19 protein-coding genes are annotated in these 24,014 nt (G+C 70.4%); 11 read left to right on the top strand and 8 right to left on the bottom strand.

The genetic code is table 11. The features are described from left to right. Window positions 1–29: 29 nt before the first annotated feature. From ureB to ACZ6QQ_RS09865, 3 genes are all read right to left on the bottom strand, one after another. Window positions 30–416: an urease subunit beta gene (gene ureB / locus ACZ6QQ_RS09875; protein ID WP_465875558.1), complete on the bottom strand. Its 387-nt coding sequence runs from the start codon at window positions 414–416 to the stop codon at window positions 30–32. Window positions 417–502: 86 nt separating this feature from the next. Beyond that, entirely contained in the window at window positions 503–805 is a 303-nt protein-coding gene (locus ACZ6QQ_RS09870; RefSeq protein WP_465875557.1) for an urease subunit gamma, read from the bottom strand. 249 nt (window positions 806–1,054) lie between these two features. Beyond that, a complete protein-coding gene (locus ACZ6QQ_RS09865; protein ID WP_465875556.1) occupies window positions 1,055–2,257 on the bottom strand; it encodes a lactonase family protein in 1,203 nt (400 codons plus the stop codon). A 510-nt stretch (window positions 2,258–2,767) separates the two neighbouring features. Here ACZ6QQ_RS09865 and ACZ6QQ_RS09860 point away from each other — a divergent pair. From ACZ6QQ_RS09860 to ACZ6QQ_RS09850, 3 genes are all read left to right on the top strand, one after another. Beyond that, window positions 2,768–3,376 (top strand): M15 family metallopeptidase, encoded by a 609-nt coding sequence (locus tag ACZ6QQ_RS09860; protein WP_465875555.1) that lies wholly within the window; start codon window positions 2,768–2,770, stop codon window positions 3,374–3,376. Between the two features lie 69 nt (window positions 3,377–3,445). Then, window positions 3,446–6,481 (top strand): AfsR/SARP family transcriptional regulator, encoded by a 3,036-nt coding sequence (locus ACZ6QQ_RS09855; RefSeq protein WP_465875554.1) that lies wholly within the window; start codon window positions 3,446–3,448, stop codon window positions 6,479–6,481. A 368-nt stretch (window positions 6,482–6,849) separates the two neighbouring features. Beyond that, window positions 6,850–10,827, top strand: coding sequence for a CARDB domain-containing protein (locus tag ACZ6QQ_RS09850; RefSeq protein ID WP_465875553.1), 3,978 nt, complete (start codon window positions 6,850–6,852; stop codon window positions 10,825–10,827). Between the two features lie 52 nt (window positions 10,828–10,879). Here the strand turns inward: ACZ6QQ_RS09850 and ACZ6QQ_RS09845 are convergent, their stop codons facing one another. Beyond that, entirely contained in the window at window positions 10,880–12,181 is a 1,302-nt protein-coding gene (locus ACZ6QQ_RS09845; RefSeq protein WP_465875552.1) for a glycosyltransferase 87 family protein, read from the bottom strand. Between the two features lie 186 nt (window positions 12,182–12,367). Next, entirely contained in the window at window positions 12,368–13,273 is a 906-nt protein-coding gene (locus ACZ6QQ_RS09840) for a bile acid:sodium symporter family protein (protein WP_465875551.1), read from the bottom strand. Window positions 13,274–13,645: 372 nt separating this feature from the next. Here ACZ6QQ_RS09840 and ACZ6QQ_RS09835 point away from each other — a divergent pair, with 372 nt between their 5' ends. Further along, window positions 13,646–14,869, top strand: a complete 1,224-nt coding sequence (locus ACZ6QQ_RS09835; protein WP_465875550.1) for a hypothetical protein — start codon at window positions 13,646–13,648, stop codon at window positions 14,867–14,869. Between the two features lie 78 nt (window positions 14,870–14,947). Here ACZ6QQ_RS09835 and ACZ6QQ_RS09830 read toward each other — a convergent pair whose 3' ends face one another. Then, window positions 14,948–15,286, bottom strand: coding sequence for a hypothetical protein (locus ACZ6QQ_RS09830; RefSeq protein ID WP_465875549.1), 339 nt, complete (start codon window positions 15,284–15,286; stop codon window positions 14,948–14,950). A gap of 312 nt (window positions 15,287–15,598) precedes the next feature. Here ACZ6QQ_RS09830 and ACZ6QQ_RS09825 point away from each other — a divergent pair, with 312 nt between their 5' ends. Both ACZ6QQ_RS09825 and ACZ6QQ_RS09820 read left to right on the top strand, forming a co-directional pair. Next, on the top strand, window positions 15,599–16,702 hold the full coding sequence (locus ACZ6QQ_RS09825) for an LLM class flavin-dependent oxidoreductase (protein ID WP_465875548.1): 1,104 nt from the start codon (window positions 15,599–15,601) through the stop codon (window positions 16,700–16,702). Between the two features lie 78 nt (window positions 16,703–16,780). Next, on the top strand, window positions 16,781–17,437 hold the full coding sequence (locus ACZ6QQ_RS09820; protein WP_465875547.1) for a DUF1345 domain-containing protein: 657 nt from the start codon (window positions 16,781–16,783) through the stop codon (window positions 17,435–17,437). A gap of 79 nt (window positions 17,438–17,516) precedes the next feature. Here the strand turns inward: ACZ6QQ_RS09820 and ACZ6QQ_RS09815 are convergent, their stop codons facing one another. Beyond that, window positions 17,517–17,816 (bottom strand): hypothetical protein, encoded by a 300-nt coding sequence (locus ACZ6QQ_RS09815; RefSeq protein WP_465875546.1) that lies wholly within the window; start codon window positions 17,814–17,816, stop codon window positions 17,517–17,519. 2 nt (window positions 17,817–17,818) lie between these two features. Further along, window positions 17,819–18,439 (bottom strand): DUF72 domain-containing protein, encoded by a 621-nt coding sequence (locus ACZ6QQ_RS09810; protein ID WP_465875545.1) that lies wholly within the window; start codon window positions 18,437–18,439, stop codon window positions 17,819–17,821. Window positions 18,440–18,534: 95 nt separating this feature from the next. On the opposite strand from ACZ6QQ_RS09810, the gene ACZ6QQ_RS09805 reads away from it, so the two are divergent. The 5 genes from ACZ6QQ_RS09805 to ACZ6QQ_RS09785 all read left to right on the top strand — a co-directional run bounded on the left by ACZ6QQ_RS09805 (window position 18,535) and on the right by ACZ6QQ_RS09785 (window position 23,969). Further along, complete coding sequence (locus ACZ6QQ_RS09805) at window positions 18,535–18,849, top strand: hypothetical protein (RefSeq protein ID WP_465875544.1); 315 nt, start codon at window positions 18,535–18,537, stop codon at window positions 18,847–18,849. Between the two features lie 242 nt (window positions 18,850–19,091). After that, a complete protein-coding gene (locus ACZ6QQ_RS09800; protein ID WP_465875543.1) occupies window positions 19,092–19,499 on the top strand; it encodes a four-helix bundle copper-binding protein in 408 nt (135 codons plus the stop codon). Between the two features lie 302 nt (window positions 19,500–19,801). Further along, the gene (locus tag ACZ6QQ_RS09795; RefSeq protein WP_465875541.1) at window positions 19,802–20,908 is read left to right on the top strand and encodes a hypothetical protein; all 1,107 of its coding nucleotides are present in this window, start codon (window positions 19,802–19,804) and stop codon (window positions 20,906–20,908) included. A gap of 109 nt (window positions 20,909–21,017) precedes the next feature. Then, window positions 21,018–21,299 carry a hypothetical protein gene (locus tag ACZ6QQ_RS09790; protein ID WP_465875540.1) on the top strand — a complete coding sequence of 94 codons (282 nt, stop codon included), beginning with the start codon at window positions 21,018–21,020 and terminating at the stop codon, window positions 21,297–21,299. Window positions 21,300–21,449: 150 nt separating this feature from the next. Next, window positions 21,450–23,969 carry an ATP-binding protein gene (locus ACZ6QQ_RS09785; RefSeq protein ID WP_465875539.1) on the top strand — a complete coding sequence of 840 codons (2,520 nt, stop codon included), beginning with the start codon at window positions 21,450–21,452 and terminating at the stop codon, window positions 23,967–23,969. The last annotated feature ends 45 nt before the right edge of the window (window positions 23,970–24,014 follow it).

The raw sequence follows: 24,014 nt of genomic DNA, 5'->3' as shown, positions 1-24,014 counted from the left end.
GTCGGCGTCCCGTCGATCCGGCCTACTGCTCATCGCGTGCCGTCCGACCCGAAACCCCGGATGCGGGCGCGAACCATCGCCTCCGCCCGAGCGGGTTGATACCCGGCCGGACCGCCGCCGGTCCAACCGTTCACCAGGCCGTTGAAGCCGTACACCCGCTGTCGTCCCCCGTACGGCACGAGCTGGACCGTCTTCCTGTCACCTGGCTCGAAGCGCACCGAGGTGGCGGCCGGTATGTCCAACCGCCAGCCGAAGGTCGCCTCCCGGTCGAAGGTGAGGCGACGGTTCGTCTCGTAGAAGTGAAAGTGCGAGCCGACCTGGACCGGGCGGTCCCCGGTGTTGCACACCTCGATCCGGAGGGTCGGGCGCCCGGCGTTCAGCTCCACCGGCGCGTTCGAGAGGAGGTATCCGCCCACCGGTCCCGATCCTTCGGGACCGGACCCGGTCTGGTCCTGCGATTCCGGCACTTCTCCCTCGCATTCGGGTCGAGCGGCTCGTCCCGCTACCGGATGGGTGAATGCACGCTGACGAGTCGGCTGCCGTCGGTGAACACCGCTTCGACCTGGATCACCGGCACCAGGTCGGCCACTCCTTCCATGACGTCGTTCTTGGTGAGGACGTGACTCGCCTCGTGCAGCACCTCCTCAAGGGTCTTGCCCTCCCGGGCACCTTCCAGTGCCGCGGCGGCGACCATGGCGACCGCCTCCGGATGATTGAGCTTGAGGCCCCTGTTCTTGCGTGCCGTGGCGATCTGGGCCATGGAAAGAATGGTCAGCTTGTCCAACTCCCGCGGAGTGAGGTACATGTCTCCCGTCCTTTCGAGACCGATTGCGGCATGGCAGTGCCGGGGCGCGGTGGAGCAGTGGACCAGCGTGCCGGTGGTCTGACCGACCGCCAGCAGGGCGGTGTGACGGACTCGTCGCCCCTGCCCGCCCACGATGTCCGATCCAACGATAAACCGCTCAAACCGGCCATGACGGACGAATAGCGATAAAGCAGTGCGAGACGCCGTGAGACTCGGGAAGCGCCGGCGCGAAAGTCGCCGTGGACCGGATCAGATACCGGCCAGACCCTGCGGGCTGTTGTACGGGATGCCTGCGCTGGTGACCGCTTCGAGGGAGCCGTCGGGCTGGACGGCATAGCCCACCAGCTTGGAGGCGTTCCCGTAGATCTGGTAGAGGTACGCACCGTCCGGTGTGATCCAGTTGTCACTCGGGCCACTGCTCACCGTGCCGTTGAGCGCCCTGAAGGTGCCGTCGCCGGGAACCCTCGGGCACGCCGGGTCCCGCGCGATGGACAGTTCGGTGCCGTCGATGTGGAAGCTACTGATGTTGCTGTAGCCGAAGTTCGTGGCGAACACCATTCGATCATCCGGCGAGATGGCCAGCCAGCAGAGCTCGGACGGCTTCCCCGCGCTCGTGTCGATCTCCACGACCGGACCGATGTCGACCCGTCCGGTCGCGTCGATGCTGCCCATGGCGACCCCGTCGCCGACGGCCTCACCGAGGACGAAGGTGTCCGGCCTGCTCTGCAGGAAGGCAATATAGAACGGGGAGCCGCCGTTCGCGTCGTGGAACGACGGCGCGCCGAGCGTGCCGTCCCCGGTCACGGGGAACGTGACCAGGCCGTCGGGGTCCGGTTCGTTCGAGGCGATCGACTTCGGTGCGCCGTCCGGTCCTCGTACCCAGAGGATCGCAGAGCCATCCGGATTCGCCGTGGGTGGCTGGTCGAACGTGGTGCCGACGAAGAGGAACCGGCCGTCGGGCGAAAGCTTGGTCATGGTGGCCACACGGTCGGCCTTGTCCAACGTGTTCACCGAGTAGCGTTCCAGGCGCACCGCGAGCTTACCGTTCTCGTCGACCGACATCAGCCGCAGATGATCCGGCCCGAACGCGTGCAGAACGAACAAGGTGCCGCTCGACGGGACATACGCCAAGGACTTGGCGGTACCACTCCGTCCGGTCACGGCGTTGCCGGTCGGCTTGACATCCAGCAGCGTGAGCCGGCCGTCCGCGCCGACACCGAAACTGGAGACGGAATTGTCGCCACCGTTGGTGGCGAACAAGAACCGTAGATCCGGGGTCAGGATGACGCTGGCCGCGCCTTCGAACGCGTTCGGTGCGCTGGGCTGGCCGCTGATCGGCTTGAAGGGCCCGGAGCCAGCACCGCCGGTGAGAGTCCTGTCGACCTCGCTGATCTCGCCAGCGGCAGATCGCACATAGTGGATGACCGCGTTGGCGGTCTCGTTGGTCTGCATATACAGATGTCCGCCCCGCCGCTTTCCACCGCCGGCCGCCTCAGCCGGCACGGATCGCTGATCCGACATCCGCGTTTCCCCCGTCTCCACAGTTCCGTCGGGTAGATCGGTCTCGCTGCGGTCCTCCGGCCGAGAACCCGGCGAGATGAGCCGAGACCGTCGTGGCGGTGGCGCAGCGTACGCAACCTCTACCTCACCGACCGCCCGGGTCGATGGCATACCACTATGGGGGGCGCCGGACGCTCCCGGCGAAGCAGCTCAGGCCCGTGTTCGAGCCTAATGCGCGGAGCAGGCCCGGGTCGCCTTTCCTGTGATTCTCCCGGCCGGAACCAACGACCAGACGCTGACCTGGGATTCGGACGTGCTCAGTTTCGCGCTTGAAGAAAACTTGAAGCGCGGTCGGGGATGCTGTCTCGGATCGGGGGGTCGCCGCCCGCGCTGGGCGGGACGGAGCATCGTCAGTGGAGATGGGTGCTGAACGTGGGGATGGTGCTGCTGTCCGATCCGGTCGTGACGGCGACACGGGTTCGCGAGTGCGGTGAGCCGTTGGTCGACCTGCGCGACGTCGAGGCGTTGCGGCTCGACCACCGGCTCGCCGACTCCGACGGGGCGTTCGCGCGGCTGCGGGTCGGAGTGGTCGATCGCCTGGTCACCGCGCAGACCCTGCTCCCGGCCGGGACCAGGTTCCTGGTCGTCGAGGGGTACCGGCCGCTGAGCCTGCAAGAACAGTACTTCGAGGCACACGTACGGCGGCTGCGTGACCGTACGCCGGATGCCGACGAGTCGGACCTGCGTCGGCACGCCAGCCGGTACATCTCCCCGCCGGCGGTCGCTCCCCACGTCGCCGGGGCGGCGGTCGACCTGACGCTGTGCAGCGTCGACGGCGAGGAACTCCCGATGGGTACGGAGGTGAACGACACCGACACCACCGCCTGCCACACCGACTCCCCCGACATCGACGGGCAGGCGCGGGCGAACCGGATCCTGCTCGCCGACGCCCTGCGCGGTGCGGGCCTGGTCAACTACCCGAGCGAGTGGTGGCACTGGTCGTACGGTGACCGTTACTGGGCCTACCTGACCGGATCCGATCATGCCCCCTACGGACCGGTCGATTCCTGACCCAAGCATCGACCGATCCCACACCGCTACCATCCAAGGGGTAGAGGTGGGCGGAGGCTGGTGGTCGGTGTGCTCCAGGTTCGGCTGCTCGGCCCGGTAACGGCCCACTCGTCGGACGGGCCGGTACCGCTGGGTGGCAGCAAGCCACGGGCGCTGTTCGCGGCACTGGTGCTGGAGCGGGGGCGGGTCGTACCGACCAGCCGCCTGATCGACCTGGTCTGGCCGGAGAGCCCGCCGGAGAGCGCCCGCGCGCTGATCCAGACCTACGTGTCCACCCTGCGCAAGTCGTTCGCCCGGCACGGATATCCGGACGTCATCGGCAGCCAACCGCCGGGCTACCTGGCCCGACTCGACGACACGACGGTGGACGCCGATCTGCTCGCCGCGCTCGTCGGCGAGGCCGGACAGCGGGCCGGGCGGGGCGAGCACGGGCCGGCGGCGGAGTTGCTGCGCCAGGCGGTCGGGCTCAGCCGGGGACCGGCACTGTCGGGTCTTGATCAGTCGGCGCTCTCCGCCGAGGCCCGCCGGCTCGACGAACTGCTCCTGGTCGCGCAGGGCGAGCGGATCGAGGCCGAGCTGAACCTCGGCCGCCTCGACCATGTCGCCGAGCTGACCGGCCTGGTCGGGCGGCATCCGACCAACGAGTTGCTGCGCGGACTGCTCATGGTCACCCTGTGTCGGCTGGGTCGGCCGACCGATGCGCTCGCCTGTTACCGGGAGGGCCGGTCGGCGCTGGTCGAGGAGTTGGGCGTCGAGCCGGGCCAGCGGCTCCGGGAGCTGCACGACGCGATCCTGCGCGGTGCCGGCGAGATGCCGCCCGGCGACCGGCGGACGCCCGATCCGGCGCCGACCCCGGTGGTGCCGGTACAGATTCCCCTCGCCCCGGCGGACTTCACCGGGCGTGCGGTGGAACGCGGTGTGCTCGTCGCCGCGCTGCGGTCCGCGATGCCGGGTACGCACGTCCTCGCCGGCCCGGGAGGCAGCGGCAAGTCGGCACTGGCCGCCCGGGTGGCCCGGGAGGTGGCGGAGTCGTTCCCGGACGGTCTGCTCTACGCCGACCTGCGGGGCATGACCGAGACCCCGGCGACACCGGACGAGGTGCTGGCCGGCTTCCTCCACTCGCTCGGGGTCGGCCCGGCCCACATTCCGGATTCGGTCCGGGAACGGACCGAGTTGTACCGCAGCCTGGTCGCCGGTCGGCGCGTCCTGGTCCTGCTCGACGACGCCGCGAACGAGCCGCAGGTCCGGCCCCTGCTGCCGGCCGGCGCGCGCTGCGCGGCGCTGATCACCTCACGGGACCGGCTGGCCGGCCTGGCCGGGGCGACGCTGACCGAACTCGGGGTGCTCACCGACGAGGAGGCGTGGGCGCTGTTCTGCCGAATCATCGGGGCGGAGCGAGCCGGTACCGACGCCGACTCGGCCCGGCGCATCCTGGCCGGCTGCGAGAACCTGCCGCTGGCGATCCGGATCGCCGGGGCGCGACTGGCCACCCGCCGGCAACTGCCGCTGCGGGTGCTCGCCGGGCGTCTGACCGACGAGCGTCAGCGCCTCGACGAACTCGCGGCCGGCGATCTCGCCGTACGCTCCAGCATCGCCCTCAGCTACCGGGCCCTGACCTGGCGGGCTCGGGCGGCCCTGCGCCGGTTGGGCTTCTTCGGCATCCCCGAGTTCGACGCCTGGGTGCTCGGCCGGCTGCTGGACACGCCCGAACCCGCCGCCGAGCGGTTGCTGGAGTCGCTGGTGGACGCGCATCTGGTGGAGTTCACCGGGGTCGACCCGACCGGCACGCTGCGCTACCGGCTGCACGACCTGGTCCGGCTCTACGCACGGGAACGCGCCGACGCGGAGGAAGCGGCGACCGCGCTGCGGGACGCGGTGGTCCGGGCGGTCGACGGCTGGCGGTCGGTCATGAACCGGATCACGGCCACGTTTCCGCCGGCCGAGGTGGTCTGGCGCAGGCCACCGGTGCCCGGGACCGCGGTACCGGACGGGCTGACCGAACGGGTCGTCGCCGACCCGGTGGGCTGGCTGGAGCGCGAGGAGTCGGTGCTGGCGATCGGGGTCGAACGGGCCGCGGCGATCGGCCTGCACGAGTTGGCCTGTGACTTCGTCTCGGCCCGGATGGCGCTGGAGCTGGAGGGAGCGAACCGGTTCGAGTTCCGGTCCCGGATCGTCAACGCCGCGCTGGCGGCCAGCGTGCTGGCCGCCAGCCCGCACGGCGAGGCGGACATGCTCGCCGAGCTGGCGCAGCTGCGCTACGCCGAGGACCGGTACGGCGAGTCCCGGCGGCACTTCGGTGAGGCGTTGAGCAGGTTCCGCACCCTGCGGGACGTACCGGGGCAGGCCGCCGCGCTGGCCGGGTTGGGGCTGGCCTGCCGGGAGCCCGGTCATCTGGCCGAGGCGCTGCACTTCCTCAACCAGTCGGCGGCGCTGCTGCACACCCTCGACGACCCGGTCGGCCTCGGGTACGTGCACCGGGTGCGCGGTTCGGTCTTCCTGGAACAGGGCAACTTCCCGGCGGCGCTGGCCGACCTGGAGGTGTCGATGCGCGCCTACCGGCGTACGGGTAGCCGGCGCGGGGTCGCGTACACGCTGCGCAGTCTCGGGCTCTACCACCGGGCCCGGGGCGAGTACGACGAGGCGTTGCGAGCCTGCGCCGAGGCCGCCGAGATCTTCGCCGAGCTCGGCAACGACCTGATGCACTCGTACGCCGTACGCGCGCACGCCACGACGCAGTTGCGGATGGGTCTGGTCGACGAGGCGCTGCCCCGGTTGGAGTGGGTGCTGTCGGTGGCCCGCGACGCCGGGGACCGGTGGGGGCAGGGGGTGGCGCTGCGCGTACTCGGGCAGTTGCACCTCGCGCGGGGGCGGCTCGACCTGGCGCAGGAGTTGCTCGACGCGGCGATGGCACTGTGGGACACCGTGCAGGCCCCGCTCTGGCGGGCCCGTACCGAATATGTCCTGTCCCAGGTGTACGCCGCGCGCGGTGACGCGGTCGCGGCGGAGCGGGCTTTCGCCAGTGCGCGCCGGGTCTTCCACGACCGCGAGTCCCGCGAGTACGCCGAGTTGGCGGCCGCGCCGACGGTGGCACCGGCCGGCGCCTAGCTCCACTGAGGTCGGCGCGCGGCGGGACCGACACGCATTTTCGCCGGTCGATGACACCGATCGATCGTCAGTGTTGACGTGCCCGTAGCACGTCGGTAACATTCGGCCAAAGCACTGCAAGATTACGACAAAGAGCTGCTTGGTTCGTCGCTTGCATCTGCAATTTCCAGTGGGGCCGCTCTCCCTGGCGGTGTTTCTCCCCCGTCCCGGAGAGGCCCGGTGATGCGTCGGCTCACCCACACCCCCGACCGGACCGGTCCGGCCCGTCGCCACGGACCCGACCCGTCGCACGCGTCCCCACCCCGACCCCACGCCCATGGGGAACCCCCACACACGCGGAAACGTCCCTCCACGCGACAAGGACAGTGATGAGACGAACGAATCTGGTCAGATCGGTGGCGACGACGGTCGTCGCCGCAATGATCGCCACCGTAGGGTGGGCGACCGTCGCGAACGCGGCCGCCAAACCCGACCACCCAGCGGACACGACGGCAGCCGCGAACCCGGTCATCGGCGTGAACGCGGTCGGCAACCTCGCCCAGGGCCGCCCCACCCAGGAGAGCGGCCACGCCGACGTCTACGACTCGTCCCGGGCCGTCGACGGCAACCAGGGCAGCTACTGGGAGAGCGCCAACAACTCGTTCCCCGAGTGGATCCAGGTCGACCTCGGCCCGTCGGTCACCGTCAACCAGGTCGTCCTGCGGCTGCCGAGCGCCAACTGGGGCACCCGTACGCAGACCCTGAGCGTGCAGGGCAGCACCGACGGGTCGACGTTCAGCACCCTGGTCGGGTCGCAGACCTACACCTTCAACCCGGCGGTCAACGCCAACTCGGTCACCATCAACTTCACCCAGGCCACCACCCGCTACCTGCGGATCAACATCACCGCCAACAGCGGCTGGCCGGCCGGCCAGATCTCCGAGTTCGAGGTCTACGGACCCCAGGGCACCGCCGACACCACCCCGCCGAGCGTCCCCGGCACCCTGTCCTACACCCAGTCCGGTACGACGATCACCCTCAACTGGGGCGCGTCAACGGACAACTCCGGCGGCAGCGGCATGGCCGGGTACGACGTCTACCGCAACGGCGCGTACCTCCAGTCGGTCGGGAACGTGACCACGTTCGCCGACACCCAGCCGCTCTCGGCCACCGTGTCGTACTACGTCCGGGCGCGCGACGTCGCCGGCAACCTCTCCGGCAACGGCAACACCGTCACCCGGACCGGTGCCGGTGACGCCACCGCGCCGACCGTTCCCGGCACGCTGTCGCACAGCACCTCGGGCAGCACCATCACCCTCAGCTGGGGCGCCTCCACCGACTCCGGCGGCAGCGGCCTGGCCGGGTACAACGTCTACCGGGGCGGCAGCCTGATCGCGACGCTGGGCACCGTACTCACGTACCAGGACACCCAGCCGGCGACGGCGACCGTGTCCTACTACGTCCGGGCCCGCGACGGCGCCGGCAACCTCTCCGGCAACAGCAACACCGTCACCCGGACCGGCACCCAGCCGCCCGCCTGCGTGAACGTGGCGCTGGGCAAGACCATGACGGCGACCGGCTCCACCTTCACCTTCACCCCGGAGAAGGCGAACGACGGCTCGCTGTCCACCTACTGGGAGGGCGCGGCCGGCTACCCGCAGAGCCTGACGGCGGTGCTGGGCGCGAACCACGCCATCACGTCGGTCAACGTCAAGCTGAACCCGGACGCGTCCTGGGGCACCCGTACCCAGAACATCCAGGTCCTCGGCCGCGACCAGGCCTCGACCACCTACACCAGCCTGGTGGCGGCGGCGAACTACCAGTTCGTCCAGGGCAACAACGTGGTCAGCATCCCGGTCAGCGCGAACACCTCGGACGTGCAGCTGCGGTTCACCTCCAACACCGGCGCCCCGTCCGGCCAGGTCGCCGAGTTCGAGGTCTGCGGCACCCCGGCCCCCAACCCGGACCTGGTGGTCACCGCGACCACCTGGACCCCCTCGGCGCCGACCGAGGTCACCCCGGTCACCCTCACCGCCACGGTCCAGAACATCGGCTCGGCGGCGGCCGGTGCGACCACGGTCAACTTCAGCCTGGGCGGCGCGGTCGTCGGCAGCGCGCCGGTCGGCGCACTGGCCGCCGGTGCGTCGACCACCGTCTCGTTCAACGCCGGGACCCGGCCGTTGGGCAGCTACAGCGTCGCGGCGGTGGTCGACCCGGCCAACACCATCATCGAGCAGAACAACGGCAACAACAGCTTCACCGCACCGTCGCCGCTGGTGGTCGCCCAGGCCCCCGGTCCCGACCTCCAGGTGTTGAGCGTCAGCTCCAACCCGCCGAACCCGGCGGTCGGCGCGACGGTCACCTTCACCGCCGCGGTGAACAACCGTGGCACCAGCGCGAGCGGGGCGACCACCGTCACCCGCCTGTCGGTCGGCGGCACCACGCTGAACACCAACACGCCGTCGATCGCGGCCGGTACGACCGCCAACGTGGCCATCACCGGTAGCTGGACCGCCACCAGCGGCGGCGCCACCATCACCGCGACCGCCGACGCCACCGGCGTCGTCGCCGAGACCAACGAGTCCAACAACGTGTTCACCCAGTCGATCGTGGTCGGCCGGGGCGCGGCCGTCCCGTTCGTCTCGTACGAGGCGGAGGCCGCCCGGTACCAGGGCGTGCTGCTGGAAACCGACCCGCTGCGCACCTTCGGGCACACCAACTTCGCCACCGAGTCCTCGGGCCGCAAGTCGGTACGCCTGAACAGCACCGGGCAGTTCGTCGAGTTCACCTCGACCAACCCGTCCAACTCGATAGTGGTCCGCAACTCCATCCCGGACGCACCGGGTGGCGGCGGGATCGAGGCCAGCCTCAGCCTGTACGCGAACGACACCTTCGTCCAGAAGCTGACGCTCTCGTCCCGCCACAGCTGGCTGTACGGCAACACCGACAGCCCGGAGGGGCTGACCAACACCCCGCAGGCCGACGCCCGGCGGCTGTTCGACGAGGCGCACGCGCTGCTGGCGCAGTCGTACCCGGCCGGCACCCGGTTCAAGTTGCAGCGGGACGCGACCGACTCGGCGTCGTTCTACATCATCGACTTCATCGACCTGGAGCAGGTGGCGGCACCGACGAGCCAACCGGCCGGCTGCACCTCGATCACCGCGTACGGCGCGGTGCCCAACGACGGGCTCGACGACACCACCGCGATCCAGCGGGCGGTGACCGACGACCAGAACGGTGTCATCGGCTGCGTGTGGATCCCGGCCGGCCAGTGGCGGCAGGAGCAGAAGATCCTCACCGACGACCCGCTGAACCGGGGTCAGTGGAACCAGGTGGGCATCAGCAACGTCACGATCCGTGGCGCGGGCATGTGGCACTCGCAGCTCTACACCCTGACCGAGCCGCAGGACGTGGTGGGCGGCATCAACCACCCGCACGAGGGCAACTTCGGCTTCGACATCGACGACAACACCCAGATCTCCGACATCGCCATCTTCGGCTCGGGCCGGATCCGTGGCGGGGACGGCAACGACGAGGGTGGCGTGGGCCTCAACGGGCGGTTCGGCAACGACACCAAGATCACGAACGTGTGGATCGAGCACGCCAACGTGGGTGCCTGGGTCGGTCGTGACTACGACAACATCCCCGCACTGTGGGGACCCGGTGACGGCCTCGAATTCAGCGGCATGCGCATCCGCAACACCTACGCCGACGGCATCAACTTCACCAACGGCACGAGCAACTCGCGGGTGTTCAACTCGTCGTTGCGCAACAACGGTGACGACGCCCTGGCGATCTGGGCCAACACGGCCGTACGGGACCGGGTCGTCGACAACACCGACAACAACCACTTCGTCAACAACACCATCCAGTTGCCCTGGCGAGCGAACGGCATCGCGATCTACGGCGGCTACGACAACTCGATCGAGAACAACCTGATCTACGACACCATGAACTACCCGGGCATCATGCTGGCGACCGACCACAGTCCCCTGCCCTTCTCCGGGACCACCCTGATCGCCAACAACGCGCTCTACCGCACCGGTGGCGCCTTCTGGAACGAGGACCAGGAGTTCGGCGCCATCACGTTGTTCCCGGCGACCCTGGACATCACCGGCGTCACCATCCGGGACACCGACATCTTCGACTCGACCTACGACGGCATCCAGTTCAAGAACGGTGGCGGCAACATGCCGAACGTCGCCGTCACGAACGTACGGATCGACAAGTCCAACAACGGTGCCGGAATCCTGGCCATGGGCGGTGCCCGTGGCAACGCCACCCTGACGAACGTCACCATCACCAACTCGGCCGACGGCGACATCGTCCGAGAACCCGGATCGAGCTTCGTGATCACGGGCGGTTAGCCACCCCGGTAACCGCGAGTGCCGGTCGTGCGGCGTGCTCCCGGGTGGAACGTCATCCCGGGAGCACGCTCACGGCCGGCACGTCTCGTTCGGCGGCGGCGCCGTCGCTGGTGCTGGTGCTGGCGGTGGACGTACCGGCGTCGGGATCCGGTCGGCCGGCCCGGCGCAGCAGGGTGGCGAACCCGATGCCGAGGGCGAGCACGACCAGGGCGTTGCGGACCAGTAGCAAGGCGGTGCCCGGCCAGTCCGGCTCCGCCGCCACCTGGTCGTAGAACCAGGGGAAAAGCACACTGGTCAGCAACGTGGCGACCATGATCAGAGCACTGGTGGCCCGTTGCGTGGTGTCCCGGCGGGTCAGGCAGACCGCCGCCATCGCGACCAGCCAGAGCATGTACTGCGGCGAGAAGACCCGGCTGCTCGCCACCGACACGAGCACCGCCAGCAGCGCCACGTCGAAACCGACCGTCGCGGTCCAGACGAGCCGCCGGCCCCGTACCAGCCACCAGAGGACCAGGGCGCCGAGCCCGACGGCGGTCAGGACGGGCAGCACCACCGTCGCCGGGCCCACGTACGCGTCCTGGAACTCCATCGCGCCGTAGACGTACGTGACCGTGATGGTCTCGTCCCAGAGTCGGGCCAGCACCAGCGGGGCGGCGCCCACCGCCTCGATCTGCAACCCCCGGTCCGACTGGTTGTCGGTGAATCCGGACCAGCTCCCGGCGAAGGCGAGGGTGAGGGCACCACCCAGCACGGCGAGCGTCCCCACGAAACCGGTCAGCAGCGGGCGGAGTCCGCCCAGCGGTCTCGCGCTGATCAGCAGCAGTACGGGCCAGACCTTGACCAGCCCGCCGACGGCCAGGACACCGCCCGCGACGATCGGGCGTCGCACGGTGGCGGCGAGCGCGACGACGGCGCAGGCCGTGACGAAGATGTCGTACCGGGAGTAGGTCAACAGGTTCAGGCACGGTACGACCACGGCCCAGGCTCCGGCACCGAGCAGCAGCCCGTTGCCCCGGGCCAGCCGGAGCAGGACGAGCAGGACCAGCAGGTCCGCACCCAACGCGGCGGCGAAGAAGGTGTCGTCGTACCCGCCGACGGAGTCGCCGGCGACGTAGCGCAGGCAGAGGAAGAGTGCCGCGGCACCGGGCGGGTACTGCCACATCGGGTCGTCGCCGGGGATCCGCCAGTCGATCAGCGCGTCACTCCACCGGTGGTACAACTCCACGTCGGCGAAGACGCCGCTGAAGTCCGGTGCCGGTACGACCCTGGTGTAGATCAGCACGAATGCGGCTCTGCTCAGGACCCAGACCGCGATCACGGCCGCCGTCGACCACGTACGTCTCCGGACATCCATCGCCCGCCCTCGTTCCCGGTCGTCGGCATCCGGCTTCGCGTGTCCGGAGGACCACTGTCGGCGCGAGGATTGTAGGCGGACGAATGTTTCCGGAAGGCGAACGTACGACGTGGTCCGCGCCGCCCCGACGGGTCGACGGTGATCGCTGGCTCGGCGCCCGCCGAGGTGGTGTGGTCAGGGGACGGCTCAGACCGTCGTGGAGTCCGTCGCCCGGCCGGTGACCCCCGTTCCGGCCGGCACCCGGCGGGCGGCGACGAAGCCGAAGGCGGCGGCGGTGAAGAACATGACGGTGCCGTAGATGACCGACGGCATCGCCATCTGGGTGCTGTCGAGCAGCGCCGGACTCATGCCGATGGTGATGGCCAGGGTCGCGTTGTGCAGGCCGATCTCGAACGAGGAGGCAACCGACTCCCGGTGCCCGATGCGCAGCGTACGCGGCGCGGCGTACCCGATCGCCAGGCTGATCAGGTTGAAGACCAGGACGACGACGATGATCTCGCCGATGGTGGCGGCGATGTCGTCCTTGATGCCGCTGAGCGCCCCGACGATCATCACCACCAGCACCACGACCGACAGCACCTTCACGGTGCGTTCCATCCGGACGGCGAAGTCGGTGAACCGGGCCCGGATCGTCATCCCGACCGCGATCGGGATCAGCACCATGGCGAAGACCTGGATCACCTTGTCGAACTGGAGACCGATCGAGCTGTCCGAGCCGACGAAACCGGCCACCGACAGGTTGACGATCAGCGGCAGGGTGAACAGCGCCAGCACCGAGTTGATCGCGGTCAGCGACACGTTGAGCGCGACGTTGCCCTTGAACAGGTGACTGTAGAGGCTCGCGGTGCTTCCTCCCGGGGACGCGGCCAGCAGCATCATGCCGACGGCCAGTTCGGGGCGGAGGTTGAAGGCGAGCACCAGTCCCAGACAGATCGCCGGCAGGATCAGCATCTGGCAGAACAGGGAGATCACGACCACCCTCGGGTAGCGCACCACCCGGCGGAAGTCCTCGACGGTCAGGGTGAGCCCGAGCCCGAGCATGACGATGCCCAGTGCGACGGGGAAGAGCACGAGCGACAACCCGGAACCCATGACGACCCGCCTTCAGATCGAGAACAGCAGATGTCCTCGGATCCTCACACCGGCGCCGGCCGGCTCACATCTCACGCCGTGCGCAATCGCCCACCGGACATCTCCGCGCGTGCGGAATACCGCCGTCGCCTCCGGTGGCGTATCGCTGTGGCGTCCGTGGCGTACGCCTTCCGGCCGGGACGACGGCGGGTGTGGAGCCGCGCGCCGCGTTCCGCAGGCGCCTGATCACGCCGCACACCGCGCGGCTCCACCTGGGAGCCGGCGGAAGCGTTGCGCGGCCGTCGGCGGGCGGTATAGTCCGGCGGTTGAGCCGTGTCCCGGTGGCGTGCCCCGTACGTCCGGGCCGGACTTCGATCGCATGGAGGATGGCGCATGTCCCAAGCCGCGGAGCTGTTCGACCTACGCGAGGGCACGACCTCGCGGCCGGGCTTCGAGTCCGCCCTGCGCGGCTATGACAAGCGGCAGGTGGACCAGTATGTGTCACAGGCGACCGGCGAGATCTCGAAACTGACGTCCGACCGCGAGTCCGCGTACGCCCAGATCCGGAACCTGGCCGCCCAGGTCCAGCAACTCCAGGCGGAGGTGGCCGAGCTGCACCAGCGGCCACCGCAGACCGACCGGGCCTCCTTCCGCCAGCTCGGGCCGATGGTCGAGCAGATCCTGGCCCTGTCCGACATGCAGGCCGAGGCGATCGTCAACACCGCCACCCAGCGGGCAACCGAACACCAGGCCGAGGCCGAACGTGTCCTCACCGAGGCCCGGGAGCACGCCGAGAAGCTGATCACCGACGGCGAGGCCGCCCTGAAGCAGGCCGAGCAGGAGGCGGACCGGATCAACGAGCAGAGCATCCAGCAGGTCGAGCAGGCCCGGACCGAGGCCGAGTCGATGCTCGAAGCGGCCCGCGCGCAGGTCCAGCAGGAGGTCGAGGCGGCCCGGACCCAGACCCAGCACGAGTTGGCGCAGTGGAAGGCGCACGTCGAGCGGGAGATCACCGAGCGGCAGGCGGCCGCCGAGGCGGACCTGACCCGCTGGCGCACGCTCGCCGAACAGAAGAACGCCGCGCTCCAGGCGGAGGCGCAGCAGTACTCCGCCGACCTGCACCGTCGCGCCGACGAGCAGGCCGCCGCCCTCGAACAGCAGCTCGCGGTCGCCCAGAAGGAGATCGAGGCCCGGCAGCAGGCCCTGGCCCAGCTCCAGGCCGCGCAGGAGACCGCCCAGCAGCGCCTCGCCCAGTCGCGCCAGGAGCGGGCCAGCACCGAACGCGACGTCATCCAGTTGCAGCAACGTCTCGGCGAGGTCCGTCAGGACATGACCGCCGAACTCACCCGGCTCGACGACGCCCGGCAGGCGGCCGACTCCGCCGAACGGCACGCCATGGAGGTACGGGCCCGGGTGCAGCGCGAGGCGAAGCGGGTGGCCGACCGGGCCGCCGCGGCGGTGATGGCGGCCGCCGCGATCAGCGCCGAGACCGGTGAGTACCGGATGGTGGCGGTCCCGCCGGCAGCCAACCGGCCCGTCGCCGAGCCGGCCGAGGCGACCAACGACGGAAGCACGGCGGAGCACCCGACGCTGAACGGCGACAACGGCCGGCACTGACAACGGCCGGCACTGAGATCGGCTTCACGGCGTTGCCCGGGGGGCGGACCGCGTACCGGTCCGGCCCCCGGCGGGTGTTCAGCCGCAGTGGACGTCCGTCAGCGTGTAGCCACCGCTGCCGACGACCTGACCGCTGAGCTGGTACGTCCAGACGTCCGAGGTGCGGCAGACGTAGGTGGCCACGCCCATGCCGCTGGCGGCGTACTGCTGTGGCCCACCGGCCTGGCTGCGCAGCAGCACCAGGTACGCCGGCTGCCAGCCGTTGTCGCAGGCGAAGCCGCCGGTGACCTCGACCTTGCCGGCGTAGTGGGCGATCGTGTAGATCCCCTGGCAGGAGGCGGCCTGGGCGGCGCTCGCCGGCACGAGGACGGCGGCGGCGGCGATGGCGGCGGCGACGAGCAGCTTGACGATTCTCACAGTGATCCTTCGCGGTGGAAGCGGATGGGCCAGGCGCCTGCCGGGTGGCGGGACGCTCCGCGTGCCGAACCGGGGGCCTGGGCGGGATCGACCGCATCGGCGGCGCTGAATCGGTTGGCGACGCTGTGATCGTAGGATGCCAAACAATCTGCTGCAATATCCGAAGAGAAAAGCGCAAATTCGTGCGTGCTCGCCTTCCGGCACCCGGACGCGACACGCGGCGTTCGGCCCACCGATCGTTGTGATCTCGAAGGGAAACGATAATCATGTCGGTTTAGGGTGTGCCGACCGACCGGCCACCGGAGGAGGACCATGTCACCCACCGCCCCGGTGCGGGCCCACCTGTTCCTGCTCGCCGGCCAGTATCCGGGCAGCACCCACGCCGAGACCCTCGCCACCGCCCGGGAGTACGCGCTCGCCGGCGAGACCGCGAACTACGCCGGGGTCTGGATCGCCGAGCACCACTTCATCTCGTACGGCGTCTGCCCCTCCGCCCTGGCCTTCGCCGCGCACCTGCTCGGCGCGACCCGGCGGATCACCGTCGGCACCGCCGCCTGCATCCTGTCCAACCGGCACCCGGTCGCCGTGGCCGAGGAGGCGGTGCTGCTCGACGAACTCTCCGACGGCCGGTTCGCGCTCGGCGTCGGGCGCGGCGGCCCCTGGGTGGACCTGGAGGTGTTCGGCACCGGCCGGCAACGGTACGCCGACGGCTTCGCCGAATCGGTCGACCTCCTCACGGCCTGGCTCTCCGGCGCCGAACGGGTGACGGGGACCGACCGGTTCCCGTTCCGCCCGGTGCGGGTGGTGCCCCGCCCCCGCAGACCGGTCCCGGTGTGGATCGCGGCCACCTCCGCGTCAACCGTCGAACTGGCCGCCCGGCACGGACTGCCGCTCCTGCTCGGCATGCACGCCGGCCTCGCCGAGAAGGAGGAACTACTCCACCGGTACGCGCGGGAAGCCGTCGTACACGGCCACGATCCGGCGACGGCGGCCCACGCCAGTGCCCACCTGGCGTACGTGGCCGACACCGACACCGCCGCCGAGGCCGCGATCCGTACCAGCCTGCCGGCGTTGCTGACCGGCCTCGACGACTACGTCCGGCTCGACGACACAGCACCGGCCCGAGCCGACCGACGCGCCTACGTGGAACACCTGCTCGACATCCATCCGGTGGGCGGCCCGACCCGGTGCCGTGAACGGCTCGCCGACGCCGCCGCCCTGCCCGGCGTACGTCATCTGCTGTTGATGGTCGAAGCCGGCGGCGGCCGGCAGCCCACCCTGGACAACATCGCCCGGCTCGCCACCGAGGTGCTCGAACCGGCCGCTGCCATCCGCGCGGCCCCCGCCCGAGCGACCGGCGGCCCCGACCTGCTTCCCGATCAACGGCCGTCGACAAAGGCGGCACTGCCTCGTTAGGGCAGAAGACGAGCGTGGCGGCCGGCGTCGGGCGCGACACATACGGTCGGAAGAGGTGGCGAACATGGTTGGGCGCCGATGTTGAGCAGGCTTCCGGCGGCCGTCCAACGGGTGCACTCCGGGGTGGAACTGGCCGCCGTCGTGCTCATCGGCCTCTGCGTCGGAGTACCGGTCGGTGTCCTCTACTCGCCGATCCTCGGTCCGCTGGCCGGCTGGGACGCCGCCGCCATCGCCTACCTGGTCTGGATCTGGTTGATCATCTGGCCGATGGATCCGGAGCAGACCGCCCGCCTCGCGCTCCGGCAGGACCCCAGCCGCACCGTCCGCGACCTGCTCCTCCTCGGAGCGTGCCTGGCCAGCCTGGTCGCGATCGGCTTCGTGCTGGCCGAGGGCAATCCGCCCGACCTCGGTCAGCCGATCCGGGTCGGCGCCGCCATCATCAGCATCGTGCTCTCCTGGAGCATCGTCCACACGGTCTTCACCGCCCGGTACGCCCGGCTCTACTACACCGGCCCCGACGGCGGGATCGAGTTCCACCAGACGCCGCTGCCCCGGTACGCCGACTTCGCCTACGTGGCGTTCACCATCGGCCTCACCTTCCAGGTGTCGGACACCGACCTCACCAGCACCGAGATGCGAACCACCGTCCTGCGGCACGCACTGCTGGCCTACCTGTTCGGGGCGGTCATCATCGGCGCCGCCATCAACCTGGTCGCCGGCCTCGCCCACCACTGAAGCCCGCTGCCTGCCCGCCCGTTCCGGCCGCAGCGTGCGTACCAGCCCGCCGAGCGGCGCGCGGGCCGCCGTCGACCCGTCAGCCGGGCCGGACCCGCTTACGACCGAGACCGATCTTCCGGCCGTTGCGCGTCCGGATCTTGGCGCCCTTGATCCCGCGCGTGTCCGCGCCCACGCTGCGGGTGGTGCTCCGGCCGCCCCGCTCGGTCTTCAACGGGCGTTTCCGACCCGCCTTCGTGGCCTTGCGCCCGATCAGTACGCCGACCTGGGCGGCAAGCTCCTCGGCCCGCTGCGCGAACGCGATACGTCGACGCCTCGTGCTGTTGCGTACGCTGCTGAGTCGCGCGCTCGGGCCACCCGACTTCGCTCCTCGACCCATCGTCACCACCTCCGCTCCGCCAACAGCGCCCGACTTCCCCGCAGTCCGTCGCCCAATCCCCACGGCGGAACCGAGTTCTCCGGCCAATCCCCCACGACCTGCCCACGGGAACCGTCACCGACAGCGGGATCAGGATGGGGTGCGGGTGACCACCCTGTTGCGCCGACGGGCAATGCCGGCCAACGCCGTCGCGTCGACGATCGCGGCCCCGCCCGGATCGTTGTCGAAGTACACGTACACCGGGTTCCGGTCGCCGTACTGCGCGGCGTCGATCCGGTCCAGCCACGAACCGAGGGCACCCCGGCCGTACCTCGGCCACGGCTGGCCCGGCCCTCGTGCAGCCGCAGGTAGCCGAAGTCCGCGGTACGCCACAGCGGGATGACCGGGCGGCTGCGCCGGTCGGCCCAGCACAGGGCCGCCCCACGGTGCTCCAGCACCCGCCGGGTCTCGGCGGTCCACCACGACGGATGCCGTGGCTCGACCGCCACCCGTACACCGGCCGGAAACCGGGCCAGGGTCCGGTCCAGCCCGGCCACGTCGACCCGCAGGTTCGGTGGAAGTTGCAGCAGCACCGGGCCGAGCCGGTCGCCGAGCGCGGTCGCCCGGTCGAAGAACCGGGCCACCGGTTCCCTGCGAGCCGAGCGTGATGCTCCCGGTGTCGAAGCTGTCGAGGTCGAGGTCGTGGCCGGTCTGTCGACGTACCAGCGGTGAGCGCACGATGGTGCGCGGCGCGGCCAGGTCGGGCGCGGGCGGGGTCTCGGTCAGCACCGGCACACCTCGGGCCACCGCCTCCATCACGATGTCCGGGTTCACCACCCTCGGCAGGGCGGTCACCACGAAGTCCGGCCGGACCGAGTCCAGGCACTCGGTCAGCGAACCGAAACTCGGCACCGGCAGTTGCCTCGGTGCGCGGACCACCGCCCCGACACAGGTCACACCGGGCAACTCGGCGGACAACCGCCGGAACGCCTCCGCCCGCCAACCGAAACCGACCAGCGCGAACGACATCCTGTCCGTCATCGGGCAACCGTAGCCACCGGCACCGCCGCGACAGGGACCGTACGCCGGCCGGCGTACGGGCAGAAACCGGATGCGCGGCACGTGGCGCCGAGCCCCGTGCCGAGGCGGAACCGGAAACCGGACGACCGGCTGGGCGGAGCCGCCGGCCCGGCAGCCGTCCGGGCGGATGACCGGGGGTCTTCCGGGTATCCGAAGCGGGAGCCGACGGGACCCCCGTGCAGCACCCGGAACCGCCACGACCGAGGGAGCGCCATCATGACCGCCACGACCATGCCGATGCTCATCAACCACCCGGCGGAGATCAACCTCGATCGGGACAAGCTCGCCCGGACCATCGACGCACTGCTCACCTGTAGCCAGACCTGCACCGCCTGCGCCGATGCCTGCCTCAGCGAAGCCGACGTCGCGGTCCTGGTCAAGTGCGTCCGTACCGACCTGGACTGTGCCGACATCTGCGCCACCACCGCGCGGGTCCTGTCCCGGCAGACCGGTTACGACGCCAACGTCGGCCGTACCCTGCTCGAAGCCTGCGCCACCGCCTGCCGCACCTGCGGCGACGAGTGCGGGCAGCACGCGGCGCGGCACGAGCACTGCCGGATCTGCGCCGAGGCGTGCCGGGGCACCGAACGGGCCTGCCGGGACCTGCTCGCGACCATGAGCTGACCCCGCTGGCGGTGTTGGTGGCACGGTCGCGCCCGCGCGACCGTGCCACCTTTTGACCAGGACGTACGGCGGTTCGGCCACCCGCAGGGTCGGGGTCGGCCCAACGGCGGCCAGATCCGGGGTACGGGACTCCCGGCGGTCGTCCCGGTTCACCGGTAACCGGATTCCCTGCCGGCCGAGACGATCGCCCGAGCAGCAGGTTCCCCTGTCGGATGAGTTACCGGCGGCTACATTCCGTTGACTCCGCGACTCGGCGGCGACTACGGTGCCGCGAGGTGCCGACGGACGTTCGACGGGGGAACATGAGCGGCTTCTATGTGGATCCGGTTGGTCTCGACGGACTGTATAACCTGCTCCACCGCGCCTCCGGCGATGCGAACGACACCCTGCGATACACCGTGCAGCACTGCGAGCTGGAGTTCGACCAACAGGGGATGATCTTCATCCTCGGCGGTCCACACCGGACGGCGTACCGGTCCATCACGGAGAATCTGGAGCGGCTCCGTGCCCTGACCGAGGGTGCCGCCACACAGATCAACCTGGCGCAGCGGGACTACGCGGCATCGGATACGTCGGCTGCCGCACGACTCGACCAGAACTATCCGGGTGCGCGTGACCCGGCCCGGGTGCGCGGCGTACTGGCTGGCGGACGCCCCGACCTCTGGCCCGCCGCCGATTCCTCGCCCTTCTCCGACGTAGCCGAGCCCGCCCGGAAACTCGTGTCGCCCAACTACGCGACCAGTATCGACATGTGGCAGATCAACCCGCTGACGGATCTGATAAGTCCGGCGGCCTGGCTGCGCCAGGTCAGCGTCTGGCTCTTCGACCACGACCCGTTCGAGGGCTGGGCCAAGGCATTCAGCGGCGACTGGAAGTCGTACACGCACTGCGCCGCGGCATGGCGAATCATCGGCAATACGATGCACGACGTCGGTCGCAATCTGACCGGTGGCGCAGCGGACGTGCCCAACGTATGGCGCGGCAACGCCGCAGAAGCCGCACAGGAGTTCCAGCTAACCCTCGGCGCCTCGACGATGGCGTTGCACTCGGTCTGCGACCGGTACGCCGATCTCTACGTCCAAGCGGCGGAGGCGGCGAAGCAATTTTTCTCCGTGATCAGCGGATTGATCGGCAAGCTGATCGACGTGCTCATCATCGTCAACCTGGCGTCCGTGCTGGGAACGGCCACAATCCAGACCGGCATCGGTGCGGTCGCCGGCTACGGTGTCGCCGCCTACTATGCCTGGCAGGCCTATGACCTGTACAAGGACATCTCGACGGTCTACGGCAACGCCGAGGCCACCTTCAAGACCATCGCAGGTGCGATTGCGATGATCGACGCCGGTCTCGGAGTCATCAAGCTGCCGGACCTGAAGCCATACCAGCACCCCGCCAGCCACCAGGGATAAGTCATGAGCAGTGACATCAGGCAGCGACCTCTGGGCTGTGCGTCGTCGGCCCGACACGGCGACGCCACCTCGACGCTGACGAGCGCGGCCACAGGGAGGGCGTGAATTCGTGAGCGCCTGGACCCGCTGGCAGATCGCATTCCCGCTGATCGGGCTGACTCTGCTCCTCCTCGTCCCCGCATTGTTCGGCACCTGGGCGTGGTGGTCGGACTACGGTGTGGCGTTCCGAGCCCTGAGCATAGTCATCTGCCTGATCATGACCGCCGCCGTCGGTATCTCGATCTCCATCGGCGTCAGACCGACCCGGGACGTACCCTGGCTGCGGATCGGTCTCGTCGCGCTCGGAATCCTGCTGACCTGCGGCGTGGCCGCGCTCCGCGAACAGGTCTGACCACACTGCGGGCGACGTCCCGGGCCTCTCCCTTCCCGCCGCCTCGGACGCTCGGTCACGGCGCCGCCCAGCATCGAAAAGCGTGAATCGATTCGGCTACTCTGGGCAGGGCCTGTCAAGGTCCGGGCTGGACGCCGAGGAAGGTGCGGGATGGGGGAAGCCGGCCGGGAGGTGCTGGTCCGGTTCGTCGACGAACTCAGGCGACTGCGGCAACTCGCCGGTGCACCATCGCTGAACGAACTGGTCGCGGTCTCCGCCCGGCTGCGGCAGCCGCTCGCCCGGTCCACCCTCAGCGACAAGCTCAACGCCAAGTCCCTGCCGGACTGGCAGTTCGTCGCCGCGTACGTCAGCGCCTGCTCCGCGTACGCCGAACGCGCCGGCACGCCGCTTCCGGCCGACCTGGCCGACCTGGCCCGGTGGGACGCCGAGCACTGGCGGTTGTTGCGGGCGGCGGACGGTGTGCGGGCCGGCGACCGGCTCGCCGGTGCGGCCCACACCGAGGTCGGTCGCCGGGCCGCCCACACCGCACCGGCGCAGCCGGAGGTGCCGTCCCCGGAGCACCCGCAGCTCACCCGGGCGTGGGTGGTGCCCCGGCAACTGCCGGCGGCGGTACGGCACTTCGCCGGGCGGGCGGCACAGGTCGCCGCCCTGACTGGGCTGCTCACGGAACCGGACGGCGCACCCGGCACGGTGCTGATCTCGGCGATCGGCGGGACGGCCGGGGTGGGCAAGACCGCCCTCGCGCTGCACTGGGCGCACCGGGTGGCCGACCGGTTCCCGGACGGCCAGCTCTACGTGGACCTGCGCGGGTTCGATGCCACCGGGCCGATCCTGAGCCCGTCCGAGGCGATGCGGGGCTTCCTGGACGCCCTCGGCGTCACTCCGGAACGCGTCCCGGTCGGGCTCACCGCGCAGGCGGCGCTCTACCGCAGCCTGCTGGTGGGCCGTCGGATGCTGGTGCTGCTGGACAACGCCCGCGACGCCGACCAGGTACGACCGTTGCTGCCCAGCTCACCGGGGTGCCTGGTGGTGGTGACAAGTCGTAACCAGCTTCCGGGGCTCGTCGCGGCCGAGGGTGCGCATCCGCTCGTCCTGGACCTGCTGCCGGCTGCGGAGTCACGGGAACTGCTGTCGCGCCGGCTCGGGCCGGAGCGGTTGGCGCGGGAACCGGAGGCGGTGGACCGGATCACCGTGGCGTCGGCGGGGCTGCCGCTCGCCCTGTCCATCGTGGCCGCGCGGGCCGCGACCCATCCGGACTTCGGGCTGGTCCGGCTGGCCGACGAGTTGGAGGGGAGCCGGGGAAGCCTCGACGGGTTCACCGGTGGTGAGGCGACCGCCGACGTACGGGCGGTCTTCTCCTGGTCCTGTCGGGCCCTGGACGCGCCGACCGCGCGGCTGTTCCGCCTGCTCGGGTTGCATCCCGGCCCGGACCTGTCCGTCGCGGCCGCCGCCAGCCTCGCCGGTCTTCCGGTCGCCGACGTACGCGGCCCGCTGGCCGCCCTGACCAGGGCGAACCTGCTCGCCGAACCCGTTCCCGGCCGGTACGCGCTGCACGACCTCCTGCGCGCCTACGCGCTCGAACAGCTCGACGCCCTCGAACCGACCGACACACCTGAACAGAGCGGCGCGGACGACTCCGATCGGGTGCGGGAGCGGGGCGGCGCCGGGGAGGATCGCCGGGCCGCGCTAGCCCGGCTGTTCGATCATTACCTGCACACGGCACACGCTGCGGACCTGCTGCTCTACCAGCACCGCGACTCGATCCGGCTGCCCGCGATGCACCACGGGGTGGTCATCGTCGAGCTGCCGGACCGGGACCGGGCCTGGGCCTGTCTGGGCACCGAACACCGGGCGCTGCTGGCCGCCACCGCACTCGCCGCCACCACCGGTTTCGACACCCACGCCTGGCAGCTCGCCTGCACCCTGAACACGTACCTGGACCGGCTGGGTGCCTGGCAGGAGCAGACCGGCGTGCAGCAGCTCGCGTTGGACGCCGCGACCCGGGCCGGCGACCGCAACGGTCAGGCCCGGGTCCACCGCAACCGGGCGGTGGCGTGCCTGCGCCTGGAGCGGTACGACGAGGCGCGTACCCACCTGGACCGCTCCCTCGACCTGTACGACCAGCTCGGCGACCACGTCGGTGGCGCCCGTACCCAGCTGAACCTCGGCATCCTCGCCGAACGCCGGGGCCGCTACCGGCAGGCCCTCGAACACGCGCAACGCGCCTTCGACCTGTTCGAGAGCGCCGGCCACGCACAGGGCGCGGCCAACGCGCTGAACAACATCGGCTGGTACCACATCCAGCTCGGCGACCACCGGCGCGCACTGGGCTACTGCGAGCGGGCGCTCGTCGAGCAGCAGCGGACCGGCAACCGGTACTGGCAGGCCCACACCTGGGACAGTCTCGGTTACGCCCACCACCACCTCGGGCACCACCGGCAGGCGGTCGACTGCTACGAGCACGCGCTCGCGCTGTGGCAGGAGGCCGGCGAGCGTTACTTCGAGGCCACCACCCGGGCGCACCTGGGCGACACCCATCATGTCGCGGGCGCCCCCGACCGGGCCCGTACCGCCTGGCGGCAGGCCGTCGACATCCTCGACCGGCTCGGCCACCCCGATGCCGCGCAGGTCCGGACGAAACTGCTGCCGGAGACCGAAGAATCGCGCTGAACCCGGCCCGCCGGCAACAATCGGCACACCGGGAATTCTGCCCCA

It is taken from the genome of Micromonospora sp. NPDC049529, assembly GCF_055586685.1.
This window is presented reverse-complemented; position numbering and strand designations above follow the sequence as displayed.

Coding starts and splice junctions, on each gene's coding strand:
- ACZ6QQ_RS09870 (WP_465875557.1), bottom strand. CDS start 805: ATGTACCTCACTCCGCGGGAGTTGGACAAGCTGACCATTCTTTCCATG.
- ACZ6QQ_RS09865 (WP_465875556.1), bottom strand. CDS start 2,257: ATGCAGACCAACGAGACCGCCAACGCGGTCATCCACTATGTGCGATCT.
- ACZ6QQ_RS09850 (WP_465875553.1), top strand. CDS start 6,850: ATGAGACGAACGAATCTGGTCAGATCGGTGGCGACGACGGTCGTCGCC.
- ACZ6QQ_RS09845 (WP_465875552.1), bottom strand. CDS start 12,181: ATGGATGTCCGGAGACGTACGTGGTCGACGGCGGCCGTGATCGCGGTC.
- ACZ6QQ_RS09840 (WP_465875551.1), bottom strand. CDS start 13,273: ATGGGTTCCGGGTTGTCGCTCGTGCTCTTCCCCGTCGCACTGGGCATC.
- ACZ6QQ_RS09835 (WP_465875550.1), top strand. CDS start 13,646: ATGTCCCAAGCCGCGGAGCTGTTCGACCTACGCGAGGGCACGACCTCG.
- ACZ6QQ_RS09825 (WP_465875548.1), top strand. CDS start 15,599: ATGTCACCCACCGCCCCGGTGCGGGCCCACCTGTTCCTGCTCGCCGGC.
- ACZ6QQ_RS09820 (WP_465875547.1), top strand. CDS start 16,781: ATGTTGAGCAGGCTTCCGGCGGCCGTCCAACGGGTGCACTCCGGGGTG.
- ACZ6QQ_RS09815 (WP_465875546.1), bottom strand. CDS start 17,816: ATGGGTCGAGGAGCGAAGTCGGGTGGCCCGAGCGCGCGACTCAGCAGC.
- ACZ6QQ_RS09805 (WP_465875544.1), top strand. CDS start 18,535: ATGGTGCGCGGCGCGGCCAGGTCGGGCGCGGGCGGGGTCTCGGTCAGC.
- ACZ6QQ_RS09800 (WP_465875543.1), top strand. CDS start 19,092: ATGACCGCCACGACCATGCCGATGCTCATCAACCACCCGGCGGAGATC.
- ACZ6QQ_RS09795 (WP_465875541.1), top strand. CDS start 19,802: ATGAGCGGCTTCTATGTGGATCCGGTTGGTCTCGACGGACTGTATAAC.
- ACZ6QQ_RS09785 (WP_465875539.1), top strand. CDS start 21,450: ATGGGGGAAGCCGGCCGGGAGGTGCTGGTCCGGTTCGTCGACGAACTC.